This window comes from Pseudochryseolinea flava (assembly GCF_003286915.1).
Taxonomy (GTDB): domain Bacteria; phylum Bacteroidota; class Bacteroidia; order Cytophagales; family Cyclobacteriaceae; genus Ohtaekwangia; species Ohtaekwangia flava.
Genome location: NZ_QMFY01000004.1, coordinates 367,397 through 392,599 on the forward strand (window position 1 = coordinate 367,397; position 25,203 = coordinate 392,599).

Sequence of the window (25,203 nt, forward strand, 5' to 3'; positions counted from 1 at the left end):
AAACTTACATGACAAGGTTACAGAATGATACGATCGAAAATATACCGTTGGTAAGCCGCATTTTAGCAGGTGATTGTGTAATGCGGCTTTTAAGAAGATAGACTAAAGATTAAACGTATGAAAAGGTTACTGATCCTGTTCGCTTTTTTGGCGCTCGTTGCTGGGCAGGCTTACAGCCAAGAAAACACCAAGGCAAAATGTAATAACAACTTTGACGATGACGGCGATGGTCTAGTCGATTGTTTGGATGGCGATTGTGACGGATTAAAAGATCCAAACGGTCATCCTAAGGGTTGCGAAATTCCTGGTGACAACATCGACAATGACGGCGACAATTTCATCGACTGCTATGATAAGGAGACTATACTAACTGACGAATGCGATGGATTCTTCCTTGGAACACTCGACGAATGTTCCCTGCCTCCTATGGAGTTCCCTCCTTTCGCTATGAAACTGAAGTTCAAATCTGAACCAAACAAGGCAAATCACATTAATAGGCTCATCGTTGGTGATGTTGACAAAGACGGTGTTCCGGAAATCGTCACTACACGCCGGTCCGTTGCTACCCTCGATGACAATGGTACGCCTACCGCAAGTTCTATCAACATCCTACAAGCGCCAGCTTCCGGTACAATACTCACCACCGAAAAAGAAATCGATCTGTTTGCAAAGAATCAGATTGTAACATATGAAGATATTGCGATGGCCGACATCAATGGTGATGGCTGCGCTGAATTTTTTGTGCTCACTAAAAGTCCTTATAAGACAATTGCATACGACTGCGCGGGGAACGAACTCTGGACAATTAGCCACTGGGGTTATCCTGGAACCGCTGGACTTGCCGATTTCGATCATGATGGTAAAATAGAAATTTACTTCAGGACCCAAATTTATGACGCCCATACCGGCAAGTTCATGGGTGAAAATGACATTGACAATAAAGCATCCACGTCGAGAGCAAAAAATACAAGCCAGTCGTTGGCCGTCGACATGGACGCGGCACTGAATATTACGAATAACAACCTTGAGCTTATTGCAGGATGTCGAATTTATACCGTGAACATCAATCGTCCTGCTATGACTGCAACGATCACGATGGCAAAGGAAAGAACTGAGTACAAAATTAGAACGAAAGAATCGTCTGGTAGTAGTACAAGTATTGCCGACTTCGACCAAGATGGCTACCTCGACGTGTTGGCCGTGGGCTCAAAAGACAACTATGATGATAACACAACCATTTTCTTTTGGGATGTGCGCAATGATCAACTCCAAACCTTTATCGATAAAATCGGGACTGGTGATTACAAGAACGGGTGGAAAAACGGTGCTGGTCGTATCAACATTGCAGACATTGATGGCGATACGTTGATGAATGCCGTGTACGTGTCAGGACAGTATATGTACGCGTTAAAAACGAATGCAACGGGATCTACTTTCACACAACTCTGGCGTGAGAATGTAGTTGAAGAGACATCTGGTTTCACTGGATGTACAATGTTCGACTTTGATGCAGACGGCAACTCTGAAATTGTGTATCGCGATGAAGATTACATTTATATCCTCACGACGGCTCCTAATGGATCAGTTACACGCACGCAACAAGCTTGTAAATCGCGAACTTCAAATGAGTATCCGATAGTAGTAGACATGGACGGCGACGGATCAACTGAAATTTGTGTCACTTGTGCCATTGATGAAACGGTCGTAGGAAGAAATCACAAGATCTGGGACGACGCCGAGGTTCGCGTATTTGAATCCGCAAACCTTCCATGGGTGCCCGCGCGTAAAGTCTGGAACCAGCACGGTTACTTCGTAGTAAACGTTAATGACAACCTGACGATTCCACGCAACCAACAGCTACACCACCTTACCTACGCTAAGAATGTAGACTGTCGTAAAGACGGCAAGTTCAAGTCGACGAAGCCGATGAACTCGTTCTTGAACCAATCGCCATTCCTCGACAACTATGGCTGTCCTTCATTCGCGACACCAAACCTTTCATGGGGTACCTTTGATAATGCGGGGAAAGTTGACATCGTAGTCGCTGCCGGAAACTGTCCAAACACAACCGTCAACATTAAAATCAAGTTTAAAAACCTTGGTGACATTGGTATCGACGGCAAGCTCCCAATTTCCATGTATGATGGTGATCCGCTTCAAGCTGGGGCAACACTTCTCGGTACATACATCCACGATTTAACAAGCTTCAATCCTGGCGATTCAATCTCAATCAATTCCGGTATCAACTTCACCGGTCCTGGTACTGCCTTCGATTTATACATTGTATTAAATGATGCCGGTAAACCTACCCCTACACCAATTTCATTGCCAAACACCAACATTGTTGAATGTGATTACGGCGACAACGTTAGAATGGTAAGGGTAACACCTGGTTTAGGACCAATCGATGGTATCAAAATCCGTGGTAATCAACGATGCGGCGCCACCAGTGTAGACAATGGAGCCGTAAGAGCTTGGGTACCGCTTGCAGGTGGCTTCCGCGATAGTACCAATTTCGATTTCTTCTGGACGGATGGAAATGTTGTTGGCGCGATTGATCACACCGGGCACATGTATAACAATCTTCCTACGGGAGACTACACGGTATTCGCTAGACATAAAACTATTGGTTGCGAAACCACTTCGAAAGTGATCACTGTTGATGAAACACCTTTGAACGTCGTCGCTACGGTGGTGAAACTGAGAGATAACGAAAACTGTAAAAACCCCAATGGTCAACTTCAGGTAAATGTTGATACAAATGGCGACGGTGTTCCGGAACCTACAGGCAAGTTCACATACCAATGGACTAAAGGTGGTGAGACGACTGTGATCGGTGTAAGCCATTCGTTGGCCGCACTTCCGAAGGGTAACTACACCGTTACTGTAATCGACAAAGCAACAGGCTGTCCTGCTGCCGATTCAGAAACCGTTGGAGAGTCTTTCCCTCCTGTAGTGGTTACAGCAACCGCCACAGAGATTAACTGTGCTCCTGGTTCAACAGGAACTGCGTCTGCTCATGTTAGCAATAATACGGGCAACTACAATTGGTCTTGGTATAACGGTAATACCGTAAAACCAACGCCAGACGCAACAGGACATGAATACACACCAATTCCTGCTGGTTTCTATACCGTTAAAGCAGAAGATAAAACGTCTAAGTGTGAGGGCACTGCTACCGTGCAAGTAAAACAAGCTGCAGGTCCTTCTATCACGGCATTAACAAAAGTTAATCACGTCGCCTGTACACCGACACCTGGTAAAGGTTCAGCTACAGTAACGGCTACAACTACCGGTGCTACTACGATTACTTGGTTCCGTGGTCAGAATACACTCCCTGCTAATCAAGTTGGCACAGGAACAACCATCAATAATCTTGTCGCTGATATTTACACGGTGTTAGTACAGGATGCAACTGGTTGTTCGGCAATGGATACTGTAATCGTTTTGAATAAATCAGGCGTGACTACACTCGTGCCAACAGTTAAGCACCAAGAAAAATGTCAGCCTATCGACGGTGGTGTTACTGTAGTACCACAAAGCGGCGCGGTGAGCGATTATACTTACTCATGGTATACAGGCATTTTAGTAAGCAATCCTAGAAAAATTAATGGCGTAACGGGCAACGTACTTTCCGATGTAAAAGCAGGCGCTTATACGGTTTTTGCTACACACATTTTGTCCGGATGCGTGACGCCAGCTGTTACCGTTCAAGTACAAAATCTTACGACTGCAATTACAATCAATATCGATCCTTCAACAGTTACTTATCCAAAAGATTGTAACGAACGTAAAGGTGTGATCGGTGCTGCGATTTCGGTAAATAAAAATTCAGAGCTTACCGTTCAATGGTGGTCGGATCTTGTGAGCCAAGTACCGCCTATCGACAAAGTAACCCTTGAAAGAGAGATTGGACCTGTCACAGTAAATGCAGGCTCACCATTGTCTGATGTCATCACGTCGGTTCCTGCTGGCTATTACACCATTGATGTTAACAACGTAGTTGATGGATGTAAGGCAACGAAGATCTACTTCCTCCGTGCGTTGAATACTGATTCAATGACCGTAGCTCCAGTAAACGTGACAGCATGTACTAACGGACCTGTGACTCCGAACGGAAGTATCACAGCAACACTGATTGCTAAAAACGCGGGCGTAACAGAAGATTCTTACAGATTCGAACTTTATACGCCAACCAGCGGTGCTACACCAATACAAGTTATTAATGGTCCCACCAAAGGAACGGACGATGACCTATTCACATTCTCAAATCTTCCTGTAGGTGACTACTTCATTCGCGCGGTGGATATTTCTGGAAATGGATATTGCGATTTCTTCACCGATGTAATGACAATCGAAGATCAAACCGTATTACCTACGTTCGCTTTAACATCGCTGCCGAACACAATTTGTTCAGGTACTGCCGATGGTTCTATCCAAGTAACAACGCAAACCGGTCCAGCCCCTTACAGCTACGAATATTTCCGTGGTAACCTTTCAGTCGATGTGCCGCTTGGAGGATCAACGGCAAGTACTTCGTTGGGAAGTTTGGCTACAGACTTTTACACCGTCAGGATGACTGCCGATAATGGTTGCGTTGATGTCCGTTCTGTGTTCGTCGAAGAAAACACAGCGACGATCACCGCTGAATTGGATCAAGATCCGCGCCTCAATTGCGTACTTCTCGATGGCCGCATTGAAGTGACAACAGTAACTGAAATTCCTGATAACGGAACAATACCGCCGGCATTGGCTTATAACCCAGCAAACTATTCTGTTACTTGGTTAGACTCTGTTGCTGCGCCTACTATTGTTGATTCGAATCTGGCCACCGAGAATATCTTGGAAGCAATTAACAAAGGCAGATATCACGTACAAGTGACGAATGATTACACACAATGTAAAACGTCGTTGATGTTGGTCACCGTTGAAGACGGACGTGTGTCTCCTACAGTAAATCTTACAGCATTCCGTGCGCCGACAAAATGTTTGTCAATTGAAGACCTTAATCCTGGCGATCCTGATTTCGATCTTTATGATCCTGTATCAGGACAGTTTGCGGGATACTTAACAGTAGACCCTGCTCCTGCCGGCGGTACATATACCTTCTTGTGGACAGGTTCTGGTCCGATTGCTAATCCAAACTTGGCAACGGTACGAACACTGGATCCTGGTGACTACACCGTTCGCGTGACCAACACGGCAAATAATTGCCCACGCACTGAAAAGTATACATTACCACAAACCGTAATGCCTGTAGTCGTGACAGCAACAAGTTCTCCCGTTACAAGCTGTATCACCCCGGATGGTGTGTTGAATGCATCGGTGTTCCCGTCTATGCAACATCACTACATCTTTAACTGGACGTCTCCGTTGGCATCATATCCCGATAGTTACCTGGTAACAACGGCCGCTGGACCTACTACTTATACACTTACGGCTACTGATAGAAGAGATGCACAATGTGCTGCTACAACCACAGTTGTGCTGATCAATGACACAAAAGGTCCGACAGTTGAAGCCGGTGTGTTAGGAGAAGTTACGGTATGTAATGACATTCCGATTCAGCAAGACGGTTCTGCATTCGCGACTGTTACCAATGGCGCAATGATTGACTACAAATTCGAATGGTATGAAGGCGCTTTACCTGAAAGACCACTTCCGAACCCAGCTGACATGATTCCGAATGGTAACAATGCGATGGTGACTAACCTTACCGATCTTACCTACACCGTGTTTGTCACGAACTTAGTAACGGGTTGTGATAGCACTGCACAGGTAACTGTACCAAGAGTTCCGGTGTTACCGCCAGATCCAGTTGCTGTATTGGTTGCCAAAAATACCATCTGCGACCCGACAGATCTCACAGGCGAGAATCCTGCGAATGGCGCAGTAAGAGCTTTTGTTCCAGATGAAGGCGTTTTAAATGGTGAAAATACAATTGACTACATCTTTGATTGGTCTATCGGACAGGTGGAAAACACGCCTCCTGATTCTGCAGACAACGTTGACTTGACGTATTTGAACACAGGCTACTATTCCGTGGTCGCTACGAATCGAATCACGTTGTGTCGCTCTACCTTGAAAACTGTGTTTGTACCAACTGAAACGGTAAACCCTGAATTCGTACTGGATATGGATCCTACTGTATGTATGCTCCAGACCGGAAGTATTTACCTGACTGTAACAAACAACATTGAAATCGGAAATATCGAATGGGTATACCAGGAGATTGATGGAAATAAAAATCCAATTGGAGCACCTGAAATCCTGATTGAGAATGGTCCTGTTGTGTTCGAGGCCGCAGGAGGTTTATATACAGCTACGGTTTCTACATTAGAAAACTGTAAAGCGACTGGCTCTATTATACTCGAGGCAGACATCAACCCGTTCAATGGTATCTCTAGAAATGGCGATAACAAGAACGATTACTTCCACATCGATTGTATCGACGACTTCCCTAAGAACGTCGTGAAAGTATACAACCGTGCAGGAACACTTGTCTTTGAAGGGCACAACTATAACAACACTGATGTATTGTTCGATGGTGTATCTAACAAAGGTATTAGTCCATTAGGTACGAACCTTCCAGACGGAACATACTTCTATGTTATCGACAAGAAAGATGGTTCGAAACCTGTAGCTGGTTATCTCGAAATAGTTAACTAAAAAATGATCATGACCCGATTTTTTAAACTTACACTTTGCTTGGTCCTTATCTCCGGATACTGTTCTGCTCAACAGTATCCGGTGTTTACCCAATACTTTTTCAATGAACTTGTCATTAACCCTGCATATGCGGGTGCGCATGTGAAGTTCAGTGCCACCGCGATGTACAGAAACCAATGGGTTAACTTTCCAGGCGCGCCTCGCACATTTTCATTTAGCTCTCACGTAGCGCTCATGAAAAACAAAATCGGCGTCGGTCTGATGGTTAACCACGATGAGATTGGTAGTTACGGAAACGACAACGTGTACGCAAGCTATGCGTACAAGATTCATTTCCCGAAAGCCACGCTGGCCATGGGACTACAGGCAGGATTTAATTTCATTGGTGCCGACTATAGCAAGTTAAATCTCCAAGATCCCGGCGATGCTAGCTTCGTACCGATCAACGATTTCAAACCAAACTTTGGTGCAGGTCTGTATTACAATAAAAAGAACTGGTTCGTTGGATTCTCAGTGCCATTTATTCTCAACAACAGATTGGATGAGCAACCTTTCGAAAGTGCTATTGCCGAAGTGATCGAAAGACGATACTACATGCTTCGCACGGGGGTAATCCTTCCGCTCGACCGCGCCGGAAATGTAAAACTCAATCCGTCGATCTTATTGCGTTCTCAAGAAGGTCAACCATTAAGTTTAGATATCAACAACGCTTTCATCTTCTATGATTTGCTCAGTGTTGGTTTAGCATGGCGAAGCGGTGATGTGATCGGAGACTCGTTCATCACGTTTCTTGATTTAAAAATCTCTGAAAAGATTCACTTTGCTTACTCATACGATTGGACACAATCTGACATCAGTCGCTTCTCAAACGGATCTCATGAATTCATGCTCAACTTTAGATCGATCTTTAGAGGTGTACATAAAAATCCCGAATGTCCATCGTACTACAACTATCGGTAGGTGGTCTTTGGCTACTAGTGTACGGGGAATTCTTAGCTTGGTAAAATAACCCGCGCTTTTAATCAGTAATCGATGGTTTTTGAAGTGCGTAAAAAACAGGGGTTTGTTTTGAGAAAATCCGTTTGATAGATCGTATGCGCGGCCCAACTTAAACGCGGGGGAGCCCCGGCATGTGCGATGGGCAGCATGTTTAAGTTTCCCCTTTTTCTTTTGTTACTTTTCTATTTGGGGAAGCAAAAAGAAAAGTAAGAAGAGGCTGATGCATGAACGAATCAGGCAGACTCAGTAGAACATTCAAAAAGTTGATAAGGTAAGTGCGATCCGGTTTTTCGGCCGCTATAAAAATACTTTCTCCGGACACTAATATTATTTGGCTTTTGACTCTTGTGCTTCGGATTTTCTGACATTCAATCGCTTGTTTCGGTATACCTGGTTGGTTATTTAGAATAACCAATTTTACCCGTTGTGAGCTTTACGAATTTAGAGGTTTGGAAACTTTCCCAACGCTAGACACAACGGATCATCCCAATGTTTTATTCGAAACGAAATCGTTAAAAGATGAGGCCTTGTATAATTCGTTGAGTGAAATCTAGAGATACTAGGAAAAATGCTAACAAATTCAATCGCACGATTAAGGCACAGAGCCATTAGTGAGAACCTGGCCCAAAAACTAAAAGCCAAAGGCTGATCGCTAAAACAGACTCGCATCCATCACCACCTCACGCGTCACCTGGAAAAATTCCTTGTGAATGTTGAATGGCTCATCACCATTACGATCGCGTTTTTTGTAGGTACCATCTTCTTGCATCACATAGGCATTGACGTTATCACGAAGATTATAGCGAAGGTTATTGATAGCTTGCTTCCGTAGAAAATCGTCGTCCAGTAAAAAGAGAGACTCGATCCGGCGATCAAAACTTCTCACCATGGCATCGGCGCTACCGATGTACACTTTCGGAGAACCTCCGTTGTGGAAGTAGTATATTCTTGAATGCTCCAAAAATTCGCCAACGATAGAAATAACCTGGATATTTTCGCTCACCCCTAGCCTGCCCGGACGAAGACAGCATATTCCACGAACAATCAACTTGATCTGTACACCAGCGCGAGAAGCTTCGTACAATTCATCAATGAGTTCTTTATCTTGGAAAGAGTTGAGTTTTACAACAATACCCGCCGTAATTCCGTTCTTCGCATGCTCTGCTTCACGACGAACTAAATTACAAAGCTGAATTCGCATATCACGTGGCGAAGTAATCAAGTTTCGATAAGTTGAAGGCTGAGAATGTCCCGTAATTACATTAAAGAACTCAGAAACATCATTCGCATAAATCTCCTTCGTTGTCAACAAACCAATGTCGACGTAGAAGCGTGCTGTCGTTTCGTTGTAGTTCCCGCTTGACAAATGAACATAACGATATACTTTATCATCTTCTTCTTTACGCACAATGAGCAGCAGTTTCGTGTGCGTCTTCAAGCTACTCACACCATATATCACGAAGCACCCTGCTTTTTGAAGACGCTGCGCTTCGCGCAAGTTGTTTTCTTCGTCGAACCTGGCCTTAACTTCAAATAGTACGGAAACGTGCTTTCCATTTTCAGCTGCGCGAAGTAACGCATTCGTAACGCGCGAATCGCGCGACACACGATATATGGTCACTTTGATCGAAAGTACGTACGGATCATCTGCAGCCTTTTCGAGCAACTCCAGCACAGGCTCCATCGAATTATACGGATGGTGCAGCAAGATGTCTCGCTCCTTCAACACCTCGAACAAATCACGCGTACCTTGCTCTGGGAAATTCAGTGGTTTAATCGGCGTTTGAGGTTGCGCCCTTTTACTCTTGAATTCTTGATGCCCGATAATTTGAAGCACGCCTGTAAAATCGAGCATGCTGTCCTTCGAAACGTAAAAAATATTATGATCGTCAAGATCCCATTGGATCTTCAGCAATCGCATCATCCATGGATCTGGATTCTCCTCAACCTCCAAACGTACAACACGCCCAGTGCGACGCGTCTTTAGTTTCCGTTTTAGGTCTTCAAGGAAATTGGATTCAATATCTTCGCTTTCTTCGAGCGTAAAATCTCCGTTTCGATTAATCCTAAAAAGATTTGTGCTTACAATCTCAACATTTCTAAAAAGTTGCTGCACATTATTCCGGATGATTTCGTCGATCGGAACAAACTGTATAAAATCATCTTTATCAAGTTCGTAAAAACGTGGAAGGTTCTGCGGAACTTGAATGAATGAAACTTTGAATTGATTCTGAGTATCCGTTGGATTCTTCGTCACCACACCGAACAACAGTCGGTTGTTCATCAGAATCGGAAACGTGTGGTAATTATCGAAGACCATTGGTGTAAGCATCGGGAAAATGGTCTTGTTGAAATACTCATTAACCCGCTGCGTATCTTCCAGCGAAAGCTCGTCGTACGTAGCAATGCTGAAACCGTTATCGTGAAAAAGAGGCTTTAATTGTTTAAAGCAATTGTTTTGGTCATCAACAAATTTTTTAACCTCAGCCATCAACAACCGACGAAATGGTTCTTCGCGAAGGCCGTTATAATCGAAGCGTTCCTTACCGTAGTCGATGTAGTTGTACAAACTTCCCAAGCGGATCGTACAAAACTCATCCAGGTTCGATGCCGTAATGGACAGGAACTTCAAGCGATCGAAGACAGAACGTTCTTCTACCATGGCCTGATCCAGCACCCGATAGTTGAACTTGATCCAACTCAAATCACGACTGATGTAATTGCTTCCCTCAATCTGATGGGCTACGCGATCGGAAGAAACAGTAGACGACTCACTCATGTCAAAAGTTTAAAAAATAATGCGATACCTAAACACAACGGCAATTGCACCGAATCGGTTGAAAGTATCAAATATTAAATATCAATCCGAGCGTACTTCGCATTTTTCTCGATGAACTCACGACGTGGCGCCACTTCATCTCCCATCAACATCGAGAACAAGTGATCCGCTTCAGCAGCCGATTCAATGCTCACTTGCTTCAATGAACGCTTGCTAGGATCCATCGTCGTCGTCCAAAGCTGCTCCGGATTCATCTCTCCCAATCCTTTGTAACGCTGTACATAAACCGACTCATCCTTACCACCACCGAGTTCTTTCACAAGTGCTTCACGTTCCTCCTCATTCCAGCAATATCGCTCTTCCTTCCCTTTCTTCACCAAATAGAGCGGCGGTAACGCGATGTACACGTAACCACTCTCAATCAGATCTTTCATATATCGGAAGAAGAAGGTCAGGATAAGCGTACGAATGTGACTACCATCGACATCGGCATCGGTCATGATGATGATCTTATGATAACGAAGCTTGGTCATATTAAGACCTTTATCGTCCTCTGGTGTGCCAAAGCTTACACCGAGTGCCGTGATCATATTCTTGATCTCTTCGTTCTCGTAGATCTTATGTTCTTGCGCTTTCTCGACGTTCAAAATCTTACCGCGAAGTGGAAGAATCGCTTGGAAATTTCTATCACGACCTTGCTTTGCAGATCCACCCGCTGAATCACCCTCAACAAGATATAATTCGCAAATACCGGCATCGGTGCTCGAACAGTCCGCCAGTTTACCAGGCAATCCCGTGCCGCTCAATACGTTTTTACGTTGCACCATCTCGCGCGCTTTCCGCGCCGCATGGCGTGCCTGTGCCGCAAGAATAACCTTGTTGACGATAAGTTTAGCTTCCTTCGGATGCTCTTCAAGATAGGCCTGCAAAACTTCACCTACTGCAGTGTCTACTGCACCCATCGCGTCCGAGTTACCAAGTTTTGTCTTGGTTTGTCCTTCGAATTGAGGTTCCGCAACTTTTACCGATACAACGGCAGTTAAACCTTCTCTGAAGTCATCACCGCTAATGTCTAGTTTCACCTTTTCGAGAAGACCAGACTTGTCGGCATATCCTTTCAATGTTCTGGTGAGCGCTCTTCTAAATCCGGATACGTGCGTCCCGCCTTCGTGCGTGTTGATGTTATTCACATACGACACCAAGTTTTCGCTGAACGAAGTATTGTAGCTAAGTGCTACTTGAATTGGAATTTCGCCTTTATCGTTTTCAATATAGATCGGTGCTGGAATCAGTTTCTCACGTGTTGCATCGATATAATCGACAAACTCGCGAAGACCACCTTCAGAATAGAATGTTTCTCCACGCGCATCGCCTTTCTCGTCCTTATCACGAAGATCGGTAAGGTGGATCGTAATTCTTGGGTTTAGAAACGCAAGCTCACGTAAGCGCGACGCAACCGTCTCGTAATTGTATTCTGTAATTGGAAATATCTGCTTATCCGGAAGAAAGTGAACTGTTGTTCCTCTCTTGTCCGTCTCCCCGATCACGCGAACGGAATATTTCGGCCCGCCGCGCTCGTACTCTTGTTCAAAGACTTTTCCTTCACGATAAACCGTTACGTGCAACATTTCTGATAACGCATTCACGCAGGATACACCCACACCGTGAAGACCACCAGAAACCTTATATGAGCCTTTATCAAACTTACCCCCCGCGTGAAGTACCGTCAGAACGACTTCAAGTGCGGAACGTTTTTCTTTCTCGTGAATATCGGTAGGAATACCGCGGCCATTATCGGCTACGCTGATGGAATTATCTTCATGGATTTTTACATGGATCGTATCGCAGTAGCCACCAAGTGCCTCATCGATCGAGTTATCGACAACTTCCCATACAAGATGGTGAAGCCCCTTTATCCCGATGTCACCGATATACATCGCAGGACGTTTCCGTACTGCTTCTAATCCTTCTAAAACCTGAATATTACTGGCTGAATAATTTGCCTGAACTGTAGCTTTCTCTTCGCTCATCATCAATTTTTGAAACCGTCAAAAATAAGTTTTTTTGCCTCCCAACCCGCATATTTCAGGGAAAAATTAAAAGTATTTTTTGATTGAAAAAGAGCACGTTAGACACCCCTTTGCTTTTAATAACTAAGTTTTTAGTTTTGATGATGCGCGGGAAAAAGTTCCTTCATTTTGTGCTTCTTCTTAACGCCCTAATCACGATGAGCACTTCGCTTCACGCGCAGTCTCCAAACCGTTACAAACCTGCTACTGTTGCGATTTATAAAACTACTCAAGATTCGGTTCAACTCGCACATCTAGACAGGCTCCTTGAAATGGCCTATCAGAAAACACGTCCACAACTTGATTACATCGACAGTCTTGAAAAGGCGCGCACAATTTTCGCCCGACAAGCCATTTTAAAAATGAAACGTCTCTACTACGCCGATGAAAACAAGACACCCATTGATAGTTTATTTCTAATTAACGATCTATCGCGCGTTACCGCTGTGAGCATAGAGGGAAAGAAACTGAAATCACTTCCGCGTATCTTGTCCCACTGCAAGAATCTCCAGCAATTAGAAATCGTCAATTGCAGTCTAAGAAAAATCCAGCGTTTACCTTCGTTGAGAAAACTGACGACGGTTTCCATTTTAAATAATTCAAGTCAAAAGCGAGTGTTGTTCGGCAAAAACAAAACGATCTCGTCCTTCACAATTCACGGCGAGAATACGAGGTCGCATCCATCACGATTTAGAAATTTATCAAGCTTAAAGACACTCGATCTTTCCGAGTGTGCATTAACCGAATTCCCACGAGATATTTCACAAAATAAAAAACTCGAAGAACTTATTCTCCAACACAATGCCATCACGCTCGAAAAGGATATGTTACCCAAACTCAAAAGCTTAAAAAGACTTGGGCTACAGCACAACAACATCGCAAGATTCCAGCTTCAATTTCAAACTTCCCATCGCTAAACAGATTGAATTGTAATCACAATGAAATCGTCGAGATTGATGCCGCCATCGCATCCCTCCAAGACATTGAGTTCTTGTCGTTATACAACAACCGGCTCACCACTGTACCGCGCGGCGTCTATTTACTGCGAGGTTTAAAGATTATTGACCTATACTTCAATCAGATTGATTCATTGACCGATGACATTGCTAATTGGCGATCACTTGAAATTCTTTTCGTCGCGCACAACAAGCTCTTCAGTTTGCCCGACACTTTGAGTTCAATGGAAAAACTAAATGAATTATACGCATACGACAACCGGCTCACACACCTGCCGCGACAACTTGCCCGACTAAAAGATTTAAAGGTGTTACGCGGTCAATCTAAATATGCTAAGGGAACTTCCTCCTAACATATCACGCCTAACAAAGCTTGAGGAGATAGACCTTTCTGATAACTACTTCAATTCGATACCGAACTATATTCTTGAATTTCCAAATCTAAAAATCATTACGCTCGTTAACAATCCTTTCGATGAAACCACACTGAATTTGCTTCATCATAAATTTGAAGACTTTAAATCGAAAGAAATTTATCTACAATACTCAGGCACGCAACCATAACTACTTCTTTTTGTCCGACTCAGCCATTAGCATTTCTTTTGCCTTGATGAGTTCTTCTTGGAGTGCCGGATTCGCCGCAGGATAACCCAGCTTAAGTTTTTCAAACTGCTCATAGATCAATGTCGCAATGGCGAGTCGAGCATACCATTTATCATCGGCGGGTATTACAAACCACGGCGCATGATCTTTTGACGTCGCCTGAATGGCTTGCTCATAAGCGTATTGATAATCATCCCAGCGCGCGCGTTCCTTCAGGTCTCCCATCGCGAATTTCCAATTTTTTGTCGGGTCTTCTATCCGTTCCAAAAATCTTTTCTTCTGCTCGTCTCTGGAAACATGAAGGAAAAATTTCAAAATGACTGTACCGTTTTGATGCAGGTTTTTTTCGTATCGATTAATCTGTTTCAAACGTTTCTCCCAAAACTTTTCGTCTATGTCATCAACTTTATGAATACCCGGTAATCGTTCGCCCAAAATGTATTCCGGATGTACACGGGTCACTAACACATTCTCGTAGTGTGAGCGATTGTGAATGGCTATTTCACCACGTGCGGGCAATGCCAAACTATGTCGCCAGAAAAAGTCGTGATCCAACTCATGCGACGTTGGCGCCTTGAAGCTGTGCACCGAAACACCTGTTGGGTTTAAGCCCGACAAAATATGCTTAATCGTACTATCCTTCCCCGCAGCATCCATCGCTTGCAGGATAATCAATACGCTATATTGATTGTGTACGTAGAGCTTGTCTTGCAAAACGGCAAGGTCTTCTTTACCTTTTTCCAAGAGCGCAAGCCCTTGCTCCTTGTCCAGCGCGTCGCCTTTATATTCTGTTTTATAATCTTTCAGACTGAATTTAGTCTGATCAGGTTTAACCTTTAGTTTTTTAATCTGTGCGAGAAGTTCTTTTGAAACCATGGTAGATCAGTTATGAGTGTGGTCGTCTTGGAGGTTGATACAATGATGATGATGCAGTTTAAATTAATACAGTTTGGGAACTTCGTGACATATTTATCAAGAAAATACCCCTGTTCTAGACGATGAAATGTAACGCGTTTTCGTTAAATTTCATTACCCACCTTTAAAAGTCCACAGCCATGAAAAAGTACATCTTAACGTTCATTGTTTGCTTGCTTTTGGTGTTTACGGTGATGGCGCAAAAAGTCAATGACATTGACGCCATAAAAGCTTCGATAGAGAGAGAAACGAAGGCCTACTTTGAAATTGATTATAAAACCTGGGTCGACAGTTGGGTGCACTCACCCTACGCCTATTGGTCGTACGTCGATTCTGCGGGTATAACACAATACGAAGGTTGGCGTGCTATCGAAATTGGGTTCAACGACTATTTCATCACATCTAAACCTCAGGCTATCGAAATTAAGCGTGATTGGATGGAGATTCGTGTCTACGGCGACGGTGCCTTCGCACGTTTCAAACAACGTGTGATTACAAACGGTCTCGCCGGACCTGAACAAACCGAGATTAGAATTCTCGAACGCGACAAGAAAACAAAAGTATGGAAGATTGCACTGGTTGGTGTCTTAAAACCTCAATCAGTATTGATTGCTTCTCAGTAGTACCAACGTACACGCCTCCCACGTTTCGATACCGTTTTGTTTCGCGAGGTTTTCAAGCTCCGGATTTTCTGTTCCAGGATTGAAAATGATGCGCTTTGGTTTCAAACCGATGATATAATCGTACCACTCTGGTTGGCGTTGCGGCCCGATGTATAACGTAATGGTATCAAGATCACTTACTTGAGGTTTCTCACGAAGATCTAAAATCTTTGTCCCAGCAACCTCTCCCTTGTTTATGCCCAACGGTACGATTGGATGTTGATATTGCTTTAACATATTCGCAGCCAGATAAGCATATCGGCTTGGGTTATCGGTTGCGCCTATGATAGCTGTTTTTTTTGTACTCACGATTCACAATTTTTGATTGAAGCTATAACATAAATTACAGCAGAAAATTCCCATGCCCGGTCACGTACGTCGATCGCGGAACGTTAGCTTCTGATACCCAACACACTGACTACTGCTTCAGCACATCGCTCGCCATCCATCGCTGCAGACACAATACCGCCTGCATAGCCGGCCCCTTCTCCGCAAGGAAACAACCCCTCGATTTGTGGATGCTCTAATGTTTCCTTATCGCGTGGCACCTTCACTGGCGAAGATGTTCTGCTTTCCACCCCAACAACCTGGGCATCGTTGGTGAAATATCCTTTCATCTTTGAGCCAAAGTTTTTAAATCCCTGCTGCAACGCCGAGTGCACAGCCTTGGGAAGCACATTCTTTAAATCTACAGAGGCTAGCCCTGGTTGATAAGAGGTATCCAGTAGTGATGATGAAACTTTTCCATTTGCAAAATCAACCAAACGTTGTGCTGGCGCAACTTGTGTTCCTCCGCCAATTGCGCAAGCTTGCTTTTCCACGGAAGCCTGAAAGTACATGCCCGCCAATGGCCCGTGATGTGCAAAGGGCTTGAAGTCATTTTCATCGACTGCGACCACAATACCCGAGTTGGCATATTTTGAATCGCGTCGCGACGGACTCATACCATTCACCACAACTTCTCCCGGCATGGTAGCCGCTGGTACGATAAATCCACCCGGGCACATACAGAAGGAAAATACACCGCGATCCTGCCCATTTACTTTCGCTTGATGAACCAATGCGTACGATGAAGCTGGTAGAAAAGGTCCGCGATCGATGGGACAATGATATTGAATTTGATCGATCAACGTCTGGCTATGTTCAACACGCACGCCTAAAGCAAACGGTTTGGCTTCTATCAAGATTTTCTTTGCATGAAGCAATTCAAAGATATCTCGGGCCGAATGCCCCGTCGCAAGGATTACGCTTTCGCCGTTAATCTTCTCGCCATGCTGTGTCACAACCCCGGTGATACGATTCCCCTGCAAAATCAAATCCGTAACTTTTGTTCCAAACCGAACTTCGCCGTCAGCGGCAATGATGCTATCGCGAAGAGATGCAACAATTCGCGGCAACTTGTTTGTCCCGATATGTGGATGCGCATCGAACAGAATATCTGGTTTGGCATCATGCGCTACAAGAATCTCCAATATTCTCCTGATGTCGCCGCGCTTCTTGGACCGCGTGTATAATTTTCCGTCGGAGTATGTTCCTGCGCCGCCCTCACCGAAACAATAGTTCGATTCTGGATTAACAATTTGATCTTTGTTGATTGCTGCTAGATCACGGCGTCGTAGCTGCACATCGTTGCCGCGTTCTAAAACAATGGGACGCATCCCTAATTCGATCAACCGAAGCGCTGCGAATAATCCTGCGGGGCCACTCCCAACAACAATTACTGGTTTCTTGTCACGCACAGAAGGCAAATTCTTGTTGTACGTTAATGCAGGCGGCTTATCACCTTCATAAATTTCGCATTGCAACCTGACGATCACTTGACGCGAACGTGCATCGATCGACCGTTTGATCGGATGAATGAAGACATGATCATCTTCACGGAAACCAAGCTTGTGATATACGGCCTTATTGAACAAAGCCTCATCGAATGCCTCTTGTGGCGAAAGTGTAATTTCTACTGTGCGCATATTGGAAGGTTTTTATCCCTCAGATTCAGTACGACATCGTTGGACGTCAGTCATACTTACATTTTCTACAAAGAAACATAAAGGTTTTCGAATCTTGTTAGCGCAAACGCTGATTTTCAGTTTCGAAATGAAAACGCGTTGCCAAGATTTAAACCAAAGTGAAATGAGTTTGAAAACTCTTTTTTGTTGAGATCTTCAAAGTAGGATTCAAAATTTGGATCTACATCGAAACCGCGATAGCCCAGGTTGTACGAAACGAATACATCGATGGTAAATCCGCTGATGTTGTTCTTTCCCATGATACGGTACCCTAACACAGGTCCATACTCAATCCGTTGCTCTACAGCATTGAACGTAAAAACTTGATTTTGCGAAATCATAATCCGCTCATTTACAAAATGACCAACGTTGGTGAACCTGATTTCGTGACCAAAGTACCACATCCCTGCTTTGAGTGGATTGTAAAACTTTTGTTTGATACTGGCGCTGTAACCGCGCTCAAATTGCTTCCCTGCGGGCACATCAATATCAGCTTTGAAGAAAGGATTGCGAATACCAATAAACTCGAATTCGTGTCCTAATCTTTCTTGGAGATAAAACTCTAAACTTAAGGGAAGTCTACCTGCCGCCATCCACACTGGATTGGACGCGAATATCAATCCGCGAAATTCTCCGATGCGTTCATCAAAGTACATGAAACGTTTTGCTTTGGTTACCTTCTTCGCATAGTTGCTCTTCGTTGCCAACGTAACAATTTCCTTTCCGAGTTTACGGTCTTCATAAAAAGGCTTGTAGTATCCCGACAGCTTACCATCCTTCTCGTAAATCTCCCACGTACCCGTCTTTAAGTCATCTTCCATTGTCCCTTTGGTTTGTAAACTACCATTGGGAAAATATCCTTTATACGTTCCTTTCCCTTTCTCGAATTCAGCCTCTCCTTCAAGCTTCCCATCTTCGGCATAATATTCCCAGTGACCTTGCTTCTTACCATCAACAACCTTCCCTTTCGACTTCAGTTTTCCACTCGCGTGATATTCCCTCACCTCACCGCTATTGAGGTTAAAGTCTGCTTCACTTTTCAACGTTCCATTGATATTCAAAGATTTCCACGGCCCTTGCTTCTTTCCATCTTTAAATTCGCCACGCGAGCTAATCTGCGTTACGCCCGTCGGACCTGACCCTGTATCGAAATAATATTCCCACGGCCCCGATTGTTGATCATTTACATATTTGCCTTGAGACGATAACTTACCCGACGTGTAGTAGTTCTTCCAATCGCCGTGCTTTTTACCGTTTTCAAAATCACCTTCACTTTGAAGGACTCCGTCTTCTGTGAAAAATCTCCAGTGTCCGGTATTTCGTGAGCCATTGCGTGGACCTTCGCCCTGCACTTTACCTGAATGATAGTATTCCGTGTAGCGACCAAAGTCATCGTTGTAATCACACTCACCTTTCAATGCACCACTTTCATAATACAATTTCCACAAGCCTGTGCGCTTATTGTTTTTGTATTCGCCGATTTCTTTGATCTGTCCATTTTCGTAGTAAACCTTCCACTCTCCTTCTCTATTTTTTCCGTAGATGATCCCTTCCATACTTTTCTTACCGGACTCGAAGAAATATTCCCACAGTCCATAGTTAGAACTTTTGAAAAGAATGCCGCGCATCTTCAATATGCCGGTCTCATAATAAAATTCCCAAACACCGGTGGTTTCATTGTTCTCAAATAGGCCTTTAGACTCTACCTTGCCATTGAGATAGTACGAGATGTATCGTCCGTGTAGAATATTGCGGACAGTGTCTTTTACCTGGTAGATTTCTTTTACGTGCTGCTTTTTTGCATCGTGATACGTCTGACGTGTTTTGCCCTGGCCATGCGCGACGACAGCACCCAGCATTCCAACCACGATCAAAATAATAACGACAAAGCGCACACTTAGGGATTTAGCATCCTAAAATTACACTAAACAATTGATTTTAGGAATGCCCTGTAATGGCCTCCACAACTGCATTTTTTCCCCAATCGGCCTTCTCTTTTTCATTCCAGAGCTCAGGAAAAAACATTATTCTTTGAAAGCGCGGTGGCAAATACTTCTGCCAATTCGTACCCCCTGTAGCCTGAATGTCTTTAGGTGTTTTATGCAGGTAACGACCTGATGATTTCAGGTGGGCTAAACGCCAATGGACGTTTGCCAAGGAATCGTATTGACGTAAACGTTCAGCGATTTCTGCTTGGCGCGGTGAGCTTATAAAATTCTGCTGATAAAGGCGTCGCAGATTATTATTCTTGACAAGGACACCTGTGTCGTAAAAATCATTCAGATATTTTTGCTCAAACTGTTGAAGCGTGAGTGTCTTCTTACCCGTTGCTAATTCCGTCGCGCCGCTTCGCCAATATAATTTTTCAACAAGTTTTCCGACGTCGGCACCCTCCAGTGAATCACGGTCTTCTGTATTAACAAGATTCACCATGTCTGTCGAATAAATCTCAATGAAACGATACTGCGCCGATTGAAAACCACTGGCCGGAAGCAGGGCCATTCTAAACTTTAAGAATTGCTCTTTCTCCATACCATCAGCCATAATGTCGAATGAATTTTCTAGCTGCTTAAAGTAGCGTATAAGCCGATCGAGTCTGTCGATAAAAAAATGTTCTGATATGTTTTCTTTCGCAACAATCTGTTTGAGCTCATGAATAATCAATCCAAAATATAATTCGGTGATTTGATGATACATGATAAAAATCTTCTCATCGGGAAATTGTGTCTTCGGATTCTGCAGACTTAACAACGTATCCAAATGTATATAATCCCAATAGGTAAGATAGTCTGAATATAGCAATCCATCGAGGTAAGACGAAAGATCTTGGCCCATCGCATCATACTTCGCTTGCAGTTTCTTCAGTTGTTCAATCAGATTCGGGTCTACAGGATTTTCAGTCATCTTGTTATTTAATCAGAATGTGAATTACTTGTGTAAATTTGAACGGAAAGTTAATGGAATAATCGTAATGTATATGGCACAGGACGCAAGCTCAAAAAAATCATTGAAACAAGATGTTTATGATCACCCAGACTTTTACGCGATTGACGATCTGTTGACCGCTGAACATAAACTCATTCGAAGTTCCATACGTGATTTCGTTAAAAAAGAAATTACACCATACGTTGAAGATTGGGCACAACGCGCGCATTTTCCTTACGAAATCGTTAAAAAATTTGGCGACATCGGTGCCTTTGGGCCAACGGTGTCAGAACAATATGGTGGCGGCGGCTTAGATTATATTTCGTATGGCATCATCATGCAAGAGATCGAGCGTGGTGACTCCGGCATGCGATCAACAGCATCGGTGCAGGGATCTTTAGTAATGTATCCGATCTATAAATTCGGTAGTGAAGCGCAAAAGAAAAAGTATCTTCCCAAGCTTGCGTCAGGTGAATGGCTCGGATGCTTCGGGTTAACAGAACCTGATCACGGTTCTAATCCAGGTGGAATGGTTACCAACTTTAAAGATATGGGTGATCACTATTTGCTCAATGGCGCAAAGATGTGGATCTCTAATTCGCCGCGCGCAGATATCGCGGTAGTTTGGGCCAAGAATGAAGAAGGCCGCGTGCATGGACTCGTTGTTGAGCGCGGTATGGAAGGATTCTCAACACCCGAGACACATGGCAAATGGTCGCTACGGGCGAGTGCTACAGGCGAGCTCGTTTTTGACAATGTGAAAGTTCCAAAGGAAAATCTACTTCCCGGTAAAAGTGGACTTGGCGCGCCTTTAATGTGCCTTGATTCCGCGCGTTATGGAATCGCGTGGGGTGCTATTGGCGCAGCGATGGATTGTTACGACTCTGCACGACGCTATGCACTTGAACGTATTCAATTCGGAAAACCGATTGCATCGTTCCAACTCGTGCAGAAAAAACTCGCTGAGATGTTAAGTGAAATTACCAAGGCGCAGTTGCTCAATTGGAGATTAGGCACGCTGATGAACGAAGGCAAAGCTACGACGGCACAAATCTCACTGGCCAAACGAAACAATGTTCATGTTGCTCTCGAGATCGCACGTGAAGCGAGACAGATACACGGCGGCATGGGCATTACAGGAGAATATCCGATTATGCGACACATGATGAATCTAGAATCTGTGGTAACGTATGAGGGTACGCATGATATTCACCTGCTGATTCTGGGCAATAACATCACCGGCATTCCTGCGTTCTTTTAGTCGTAACGAATTCCCACAAACGCCACATGTTAAACAAAGTGGGATTAGGTTGATCTTACACAAGAAAGTTGAGGATCGTGATGCAACGCGATCTTCAATTTCAGCTTCTGCCTTGTGCTACTGCCCATCGATCGAAAGAATTTCCTCCGCAATCAAATTACGAACAGTTCAGGCCGAAGAATGCATTACGTCCTCAGATTTGAAAAGGAAATAACTGTACCCAAATCAATTTTAAATTTTTCACAAAGAACGTTTCACTGGCATTGCAATATTTTCGATGTGTAAGACTATTGATCCTCTGAAAGCTCCGCCCTTTACTTGTCTTTAATCTACCATGTACCATAAGAGCTTATACTTATCCTGTACTCATCTTATACTTATCCTGTACTCATCTTGTACTAATAGTGTCTAGCGAATGGTCGCTTCTTTGGAGCTTCTATAGCGGATCTTGGGTAGGAATTCGCAGCTTTACTATCAAGACTTCAGGTTTGAGAAGCTGCGGCTCACAAACCAAGTCATGGGGTGAACACCAAGGACGCTTCTCTTAACCTTGACCAGCCATCGCATAACTCCAAGTTTCAGAAGCAATTGTTGTCAATGATTTTACCTAATTTCGCCAGTCATAACCCCGATTTATGCGTTGTCCATCTAAGCTGATAGCTGTCATTTTCTTATCAATTCTAATCCTATGTTTGTTTAACGCATGTGACGATAACGAAGAAATCTCGTCGACGCCTAACATTAGCTTCGTAGACCTTACATTTGGTCGCGGCAATATAGCAGAAGGAGGAGCAGACTCATTAGTCCTTACAATTAATTTCAAAGACAAAGAAGGTGACCTCGGTAAGGACTTCATAGCCGGTGAACGATACATGCATATTTACTATGTCGACGCCAATAATCAACTTCATTCGACGCCCCTCATCATCGATGGTTTCGGTCAACTAGACACGAAACAAATTAAAGGTAAGATTTTGACAAAATCCATGCGGGATAAACCTGGCATGCCCACGCTGCCAACCGACGTGAGTTGCAGTTACACGTACATCGATTGCACAATAACAGACATTGACGTTATTGACCAGGAGTATACGTCTTTTGAAGACGAAGGAGACATTGTTCGAATCGCCGACGAGATTTATTACAACCGCGAACATCTCTATAATTTGGAAGTGAAAATTTTAGAGAAACAAGGCGATAAATTTATTGAAGCATTTTATCGTGATGATAGATGTAATGCGTTCTCAAATACTTTTCCCAGAATTCCGAATACAACACATCACGAATGGATTTCTGCCGGCGGACCTTTCCGGGTAAAACGAACGTCAAAAACCACAGGAAGCATTGCATACGCAATGTATTCTATAGGCCATACATATGTGCTGCGTGACAAAGAATTTAAACTTCAGATCTATGTAAAAGATCGAGCGAAAAACCGAAGCAATACGCTCGAAACACCAGTATTTACGTTGCAAGAGTTAGAAAAGTAGTAAGCGATAGCCGACGTTCTGAGGCTCGCTTTAAACTTTCCGTTTATAGACAACCTTGCCACCGACGATAGTCATCACAATGTCCGTCTTCAAAATTTTGCCCTCCTCAATCTTCATGATATCCTGACTTAGTACGGTGAAATCAGCAAGCTTACCAACGGTGATGGAACCTTTGATATTTTCTTCGAAAGCGCCGTAAGCAGCATCCAATGTATACGAACGCAATGCTTGTTCCCGCGTCATGCGCTGATCTGACTCGTAACCTTCCGGTGGTGTGCCCTTCAACGTTTTGCGTGCAACGGACGCATAGAAGGACGCAATCGGATTAATGGGTTCTACAGGAGCATCGGTGCCGTTCACAATCCGCGCGCCTGATTTTAAGAGCGCCTGCCACATGTACGCACCCGATTTTATACGCGCTTTGCCTAGCCTGTCTATTGCCCAAGGTCTATCCGATGACATATGAATTGCCTGCATCGCCGGTATCACCTTAAGCTGCCCAAAGCGAGCGATGTCATTGGGATGAAGATGTTGGGCGTGTTCGATACGAAAACGATGGTCCTTCGCTCCTGCTGCATTCTCTTTAAAGGCTATCTCATAACGATCTAGAATCTCTTTGTTTGCGCGATCGCCAATGGCATGAGCACAGATTTGAAAGCCATGTTTCAATCCTAGCCTCGCCACAGCAAGAACTGAATCCATCGGATAGGTTGGCATCCCGGACGTTTCGTGACGGTCGGCGTAGGGCTCCAAGAGCCAAGCTCCTCGTGACCCTAAGGCACCATCACAATGAAGTTTGATCGATCGAATGGTTAACCAATGGTCTGCATCTATCTCTGGGCCGCGCTGAAACCATTCCTTCATCAGTGCTGGATCTTCTCCGCTTACCATCGCATATAACCTCAACGACAATTTTTTCTCTGCCTTTAGCTTATGAAACAAATCTAGAGCGGTCCGAGAAGCGCCGGCATCGTGAAAGCTAGTGATCCCATTTCGATGACACGCGTCGATGGCCAGCATCAATGCTTTTCGATCTGATGCTTGATTTGCGGCAGGCACATGTTTCGTGATGAGGGACATCGACCGCTCCACAAATATTCCCGTGGGATTATTACGGTCGTCACGAATGATCTCTCCACCCTCAATGGGTGATGATTGTAATCCCTCTTTCGGCAAAGCAACAACGCCAGCAATTTCCATTGCTTTGGCATTCGCCATGGCAGCGTGTCCACTAGCATGGTGTAGTAACACAGGATTGTTCGGCGATGCTTCACTTAACAACTTGTGCACGGGAAATCCTTTTACTAAATCTGTTGGCTTCGTCGTCCATTTATCTTGGTGCCAACCGCGGCCAACAATCCATTCACCTGGCTGCGCTTTCTCGGATGCATTCTTGACCATCGATACGATCTCATCGAAACTTGCGGCATTCATCAGGTCGAGGTTCATTTCGTTATAACCTATCCCCATAATATGACCATGTCCTTCGATAAGTCCCGGGGTCATCGTCGCGCCATCCAAGTCAATCACGTTGGTATCCTCTCCTGTCATCTCGGGAACACCAGATTCGTCGCCGGCATACACGATTACACCATCACGCACGGCCACTACAGAGACTATAGGAGATTGCTCATCCATGGTGTAGATGTTTCCGTTACGAATAATCAGGTCAGCGGAAGCTTGCTTTGTGCATTGAAAAAAGAGAATGCCGACGATAAAGCAGAGTAACTTTAGGCGCATAAGTCAGTTCAGGTTAATGCCCTAATGTAAGCGATCACGCGTTGCTACCCAAATGCCGTTTGACAAACGGTATTTTCTGTCTCGCGCATGTTCAACAAATTTTAGCGGTTATATTTGTCGATTCAAATA

Annotated in this window: 16 protein-coding genes; 8 read left to right on the plus strand and 8 right to left on the minus strand. The window is 44.2% G+C overall.

Translation table 11 applies throughout. From position 1 onward, the window contains the following. Positions 1-117 precede the first annotated feature (117 nt). On the plus strand, positions 118-6,669 hold the full coding sequence (locus tag DQQ10_RS10975; RefSeq protein WP_112746905.1) for a T9SS type B sorting domain-containing protein: 6,552 nt from the start codon (positions 118-120) through the stop codon (positions 6,667-6,669). A gap of 9 nt (positions 6,670-6,678) precedes the next feature. Further along, on the plus strand, positions 6,679-7,629 hold the full coding sequence (locus tag DQQ10_RS10980; RefSeq protein ID WP_165823891.1) for a PorP/SprF family type IX secretion system membrane protein: 951 nt from the start codon (positions 6,679-6,681) through the stop codon (positions 7,627-7,629). A gap of 691 nt (positions 7,630-8,320) precedes the next feature. On the opposite strand, the gene ppk1 is transcribed toward DQQ10_RS10980, so the two are convergent. Both ppk1 and gyrB read right to left on the minus strand, forming a co-directional pair. Beyond that, complete coding sequence (gene ppk1 / locus DQQ10_RS10990) at positions 8,321-10,447, minus strand: polyphosphate kinase 1 (RefSeq protein WP_112746908.1); 2,127 nt, start codon at positions 10,445-10,447, stop codon at positions 8,321-8,323. 74 nt (positions 10,448-10,521) lie between these two features. Continuing rightward, on the minus strand, positions 10,522-12,477 hold the full coding sequence (gene gyrB, locus DQQ10_RS10995; protein ID WP_112746971.1) for a DNA topoisomerase (ATP-hydrolyzing) subunit B: 1,956 nt from the start codon (positions 12,475-12,477) through the stop codon (positions 10,522-10,524). 197 nt (positions 12,478-12,674) lie between these two features. Between gyrB and DQQ10_RS11000 the strand changes: the two genes are divergently transcribed. The 3 genes from DQQ10_RS11000 to DQQ10_RS11010 are packed head-to-tail and all read left to right on the plus strand — an operon-like array spanning position 12,675 to position 14,036. Beyond that, positions 12,675-13,433, plus strand: coding sequence for a leucine-rich repeat domain-containing protein (locus DQQ10_RS11000; RefSeq protein WP_165823892.1), 759 nt, complete (start codon positions 12,675-12,677; stop codon positions 13,431-13,433). A 5-nt stretch (positions 13,434-13,438) separates the two neighbouring features. After that, positions 13,439-13,825, plus strand: coding sequence for a leucine-rich repeat domain-containing protein (locus tag DQQ10_RS11005; protein ID WP_165823893.1), 387 nt, complete (start codon positions 13,439-13,441; stop codon positions 13,823-13,825). Then, on the plus strand, positions 13,803-14,036 hold the full coding sequence (locus DQQ10_RS11010; protein ID WP_112746911.1) for a hypothetical protein: 234 nt from the start codon (positions 13,803-13,805) through the stop codon (positions 14,034-14,036). The genes DQQ10_RS11005 and DQQ10_RS11010 overlap by 23 nt, the downstream gene beginning before the upstream one ends. Here DQQ10_RS11010 and DQQ10_RS11015 read toward each other — a convergent pair whose 3' ends face one another. Further along, a complete protein-coding gene (locus tag DQQ10_RS11015) occupies positions 14,037-14,951 on the minus strand; it encodes a polyphosphate kinase 2 family protein (protein WP_112746912.1) in 915 nt (304 codons plus the stop codon). It lies immediately after the preceding gene. 179 nt (positions 14,952-15,130) lie between these two features. Between DQQ10_RS11015 and DQQ10_RS11020 the strand changes: the two genes are divergently transcribed. Next, positions 15,131-15,613 (plus strand): hypothetical protein, encoded by a 483-nt coding sequence (locus DQQ10_RS11020; protein WP_112746913.1) that lies wholly within the window; start codon positions 15,131-15,133, stop codon positions 15,611-15,613. Here DQQ10_RS11020 and DQQ10_RS11025 read toward each other — a convergent pair. From DQQ10_RS11025 to DQQ10_RS11040, 4 genes are all read right to left on the minus strand, one after another. Next, positions 15,590-15,961 carry a CoA-binding protein gene (locus tag DQQ10_RS11025; RefSeq protein WP_245970377.1) on the minus strand — a complete coding sequence of 124 codons (372 nt, stop codon included), beginning with the start codon at positions 15,959-15,961 and terminating at the stop codon, positions 15,590-15,592. The genes DQQ10_RS11020 and DQQ10_RS11025 overlap by 24 nt on opposite strands. Positions 15,962-16,044: 83 nt before the next feature. Continuing rightward, positions 16,045-17,619, minus strand: coding sequence for an NAD(P)/FAD-dependent oxidoreductase (locus tag DQQ10_RS11030; protein ID WP_112746915.1), 1,575 nt, complete (start codon positions 17,617-17,619; stop codon positions 16,045-16,047). 116 nt (positions 17,620-17,735) lie between these two features. Next, positions 17,736-19,553 (minus strand): toxin-antitoxin system YwqK family antitoxin, encoded by a 1,818-nt coding sequence (locus DQQ10_RS11035; RefSeq protein ID WP_112746916.1) that lies wholly within the window; start codon positions 19,551-19,553, stop codon positions 17,736-17,738. A gap of 43 nt (positions 19,554-19,596) precedes the next feature. After that, entirely contained in the window at positions 19,597-20,562 is a 966-nt protein-coding gene (locus DQQ10_RS11040; protein WP_112746917.1) for a tryptophan 2,3-dioxygenase family protein, read from the minus strand. A 73-nt stretch (positions 20,563-20,635) separates the two neighbouring features. Here DQQ10_RS11040 and DQQ10_RS11045 point away from each other — a divergent pair, with 73 nt between their 5' ends. Further along, positions 20,636-21,844 (plus strand): acyl-CoA dehydrogenase family protein, encoded by a 1,209-nt coding sequence (locus tag DQQ10_RS11045; protein ID WP_112746918.1) that lies wholly within the window; start codon positions 20,636-20,638, stop codon positions 21,842-21,844. A 635-nt stretch (positions 21,845-22,479) separates the two neighbouring features. Next, positions 22,480-23,334: a hypothetical protein gene (locus tag DQQ10_RS11050; RefSeq protein WP_165823894.1), complete on the plus strand. Its 855-nt coding sequence runs from the start codon at positions 22,480-22,482 to the stop codon at positions 23,332-23,334. Positions 23,335-23,364: 30 nt separating this feature from the next. On the opposite strand, the gene DQQ10_RS11055 is transcribed toward DQQ10_RS11050, so the two are convergent. Further along, the gene (locus tag DQQ10_RS11055) at positions 23,365-25,074 is read right to left on the minus strand and encodes an amidohydrolase (protein WP_112746920.1); all 1,710 of its coding nucleotides are present in this window, start codon (positions 25,072-25,074) and stop codon (positions 23,365-23,367) included. Between the last annotated feature and the right edge of the window lie 129 nt (positions 25,075-25,203).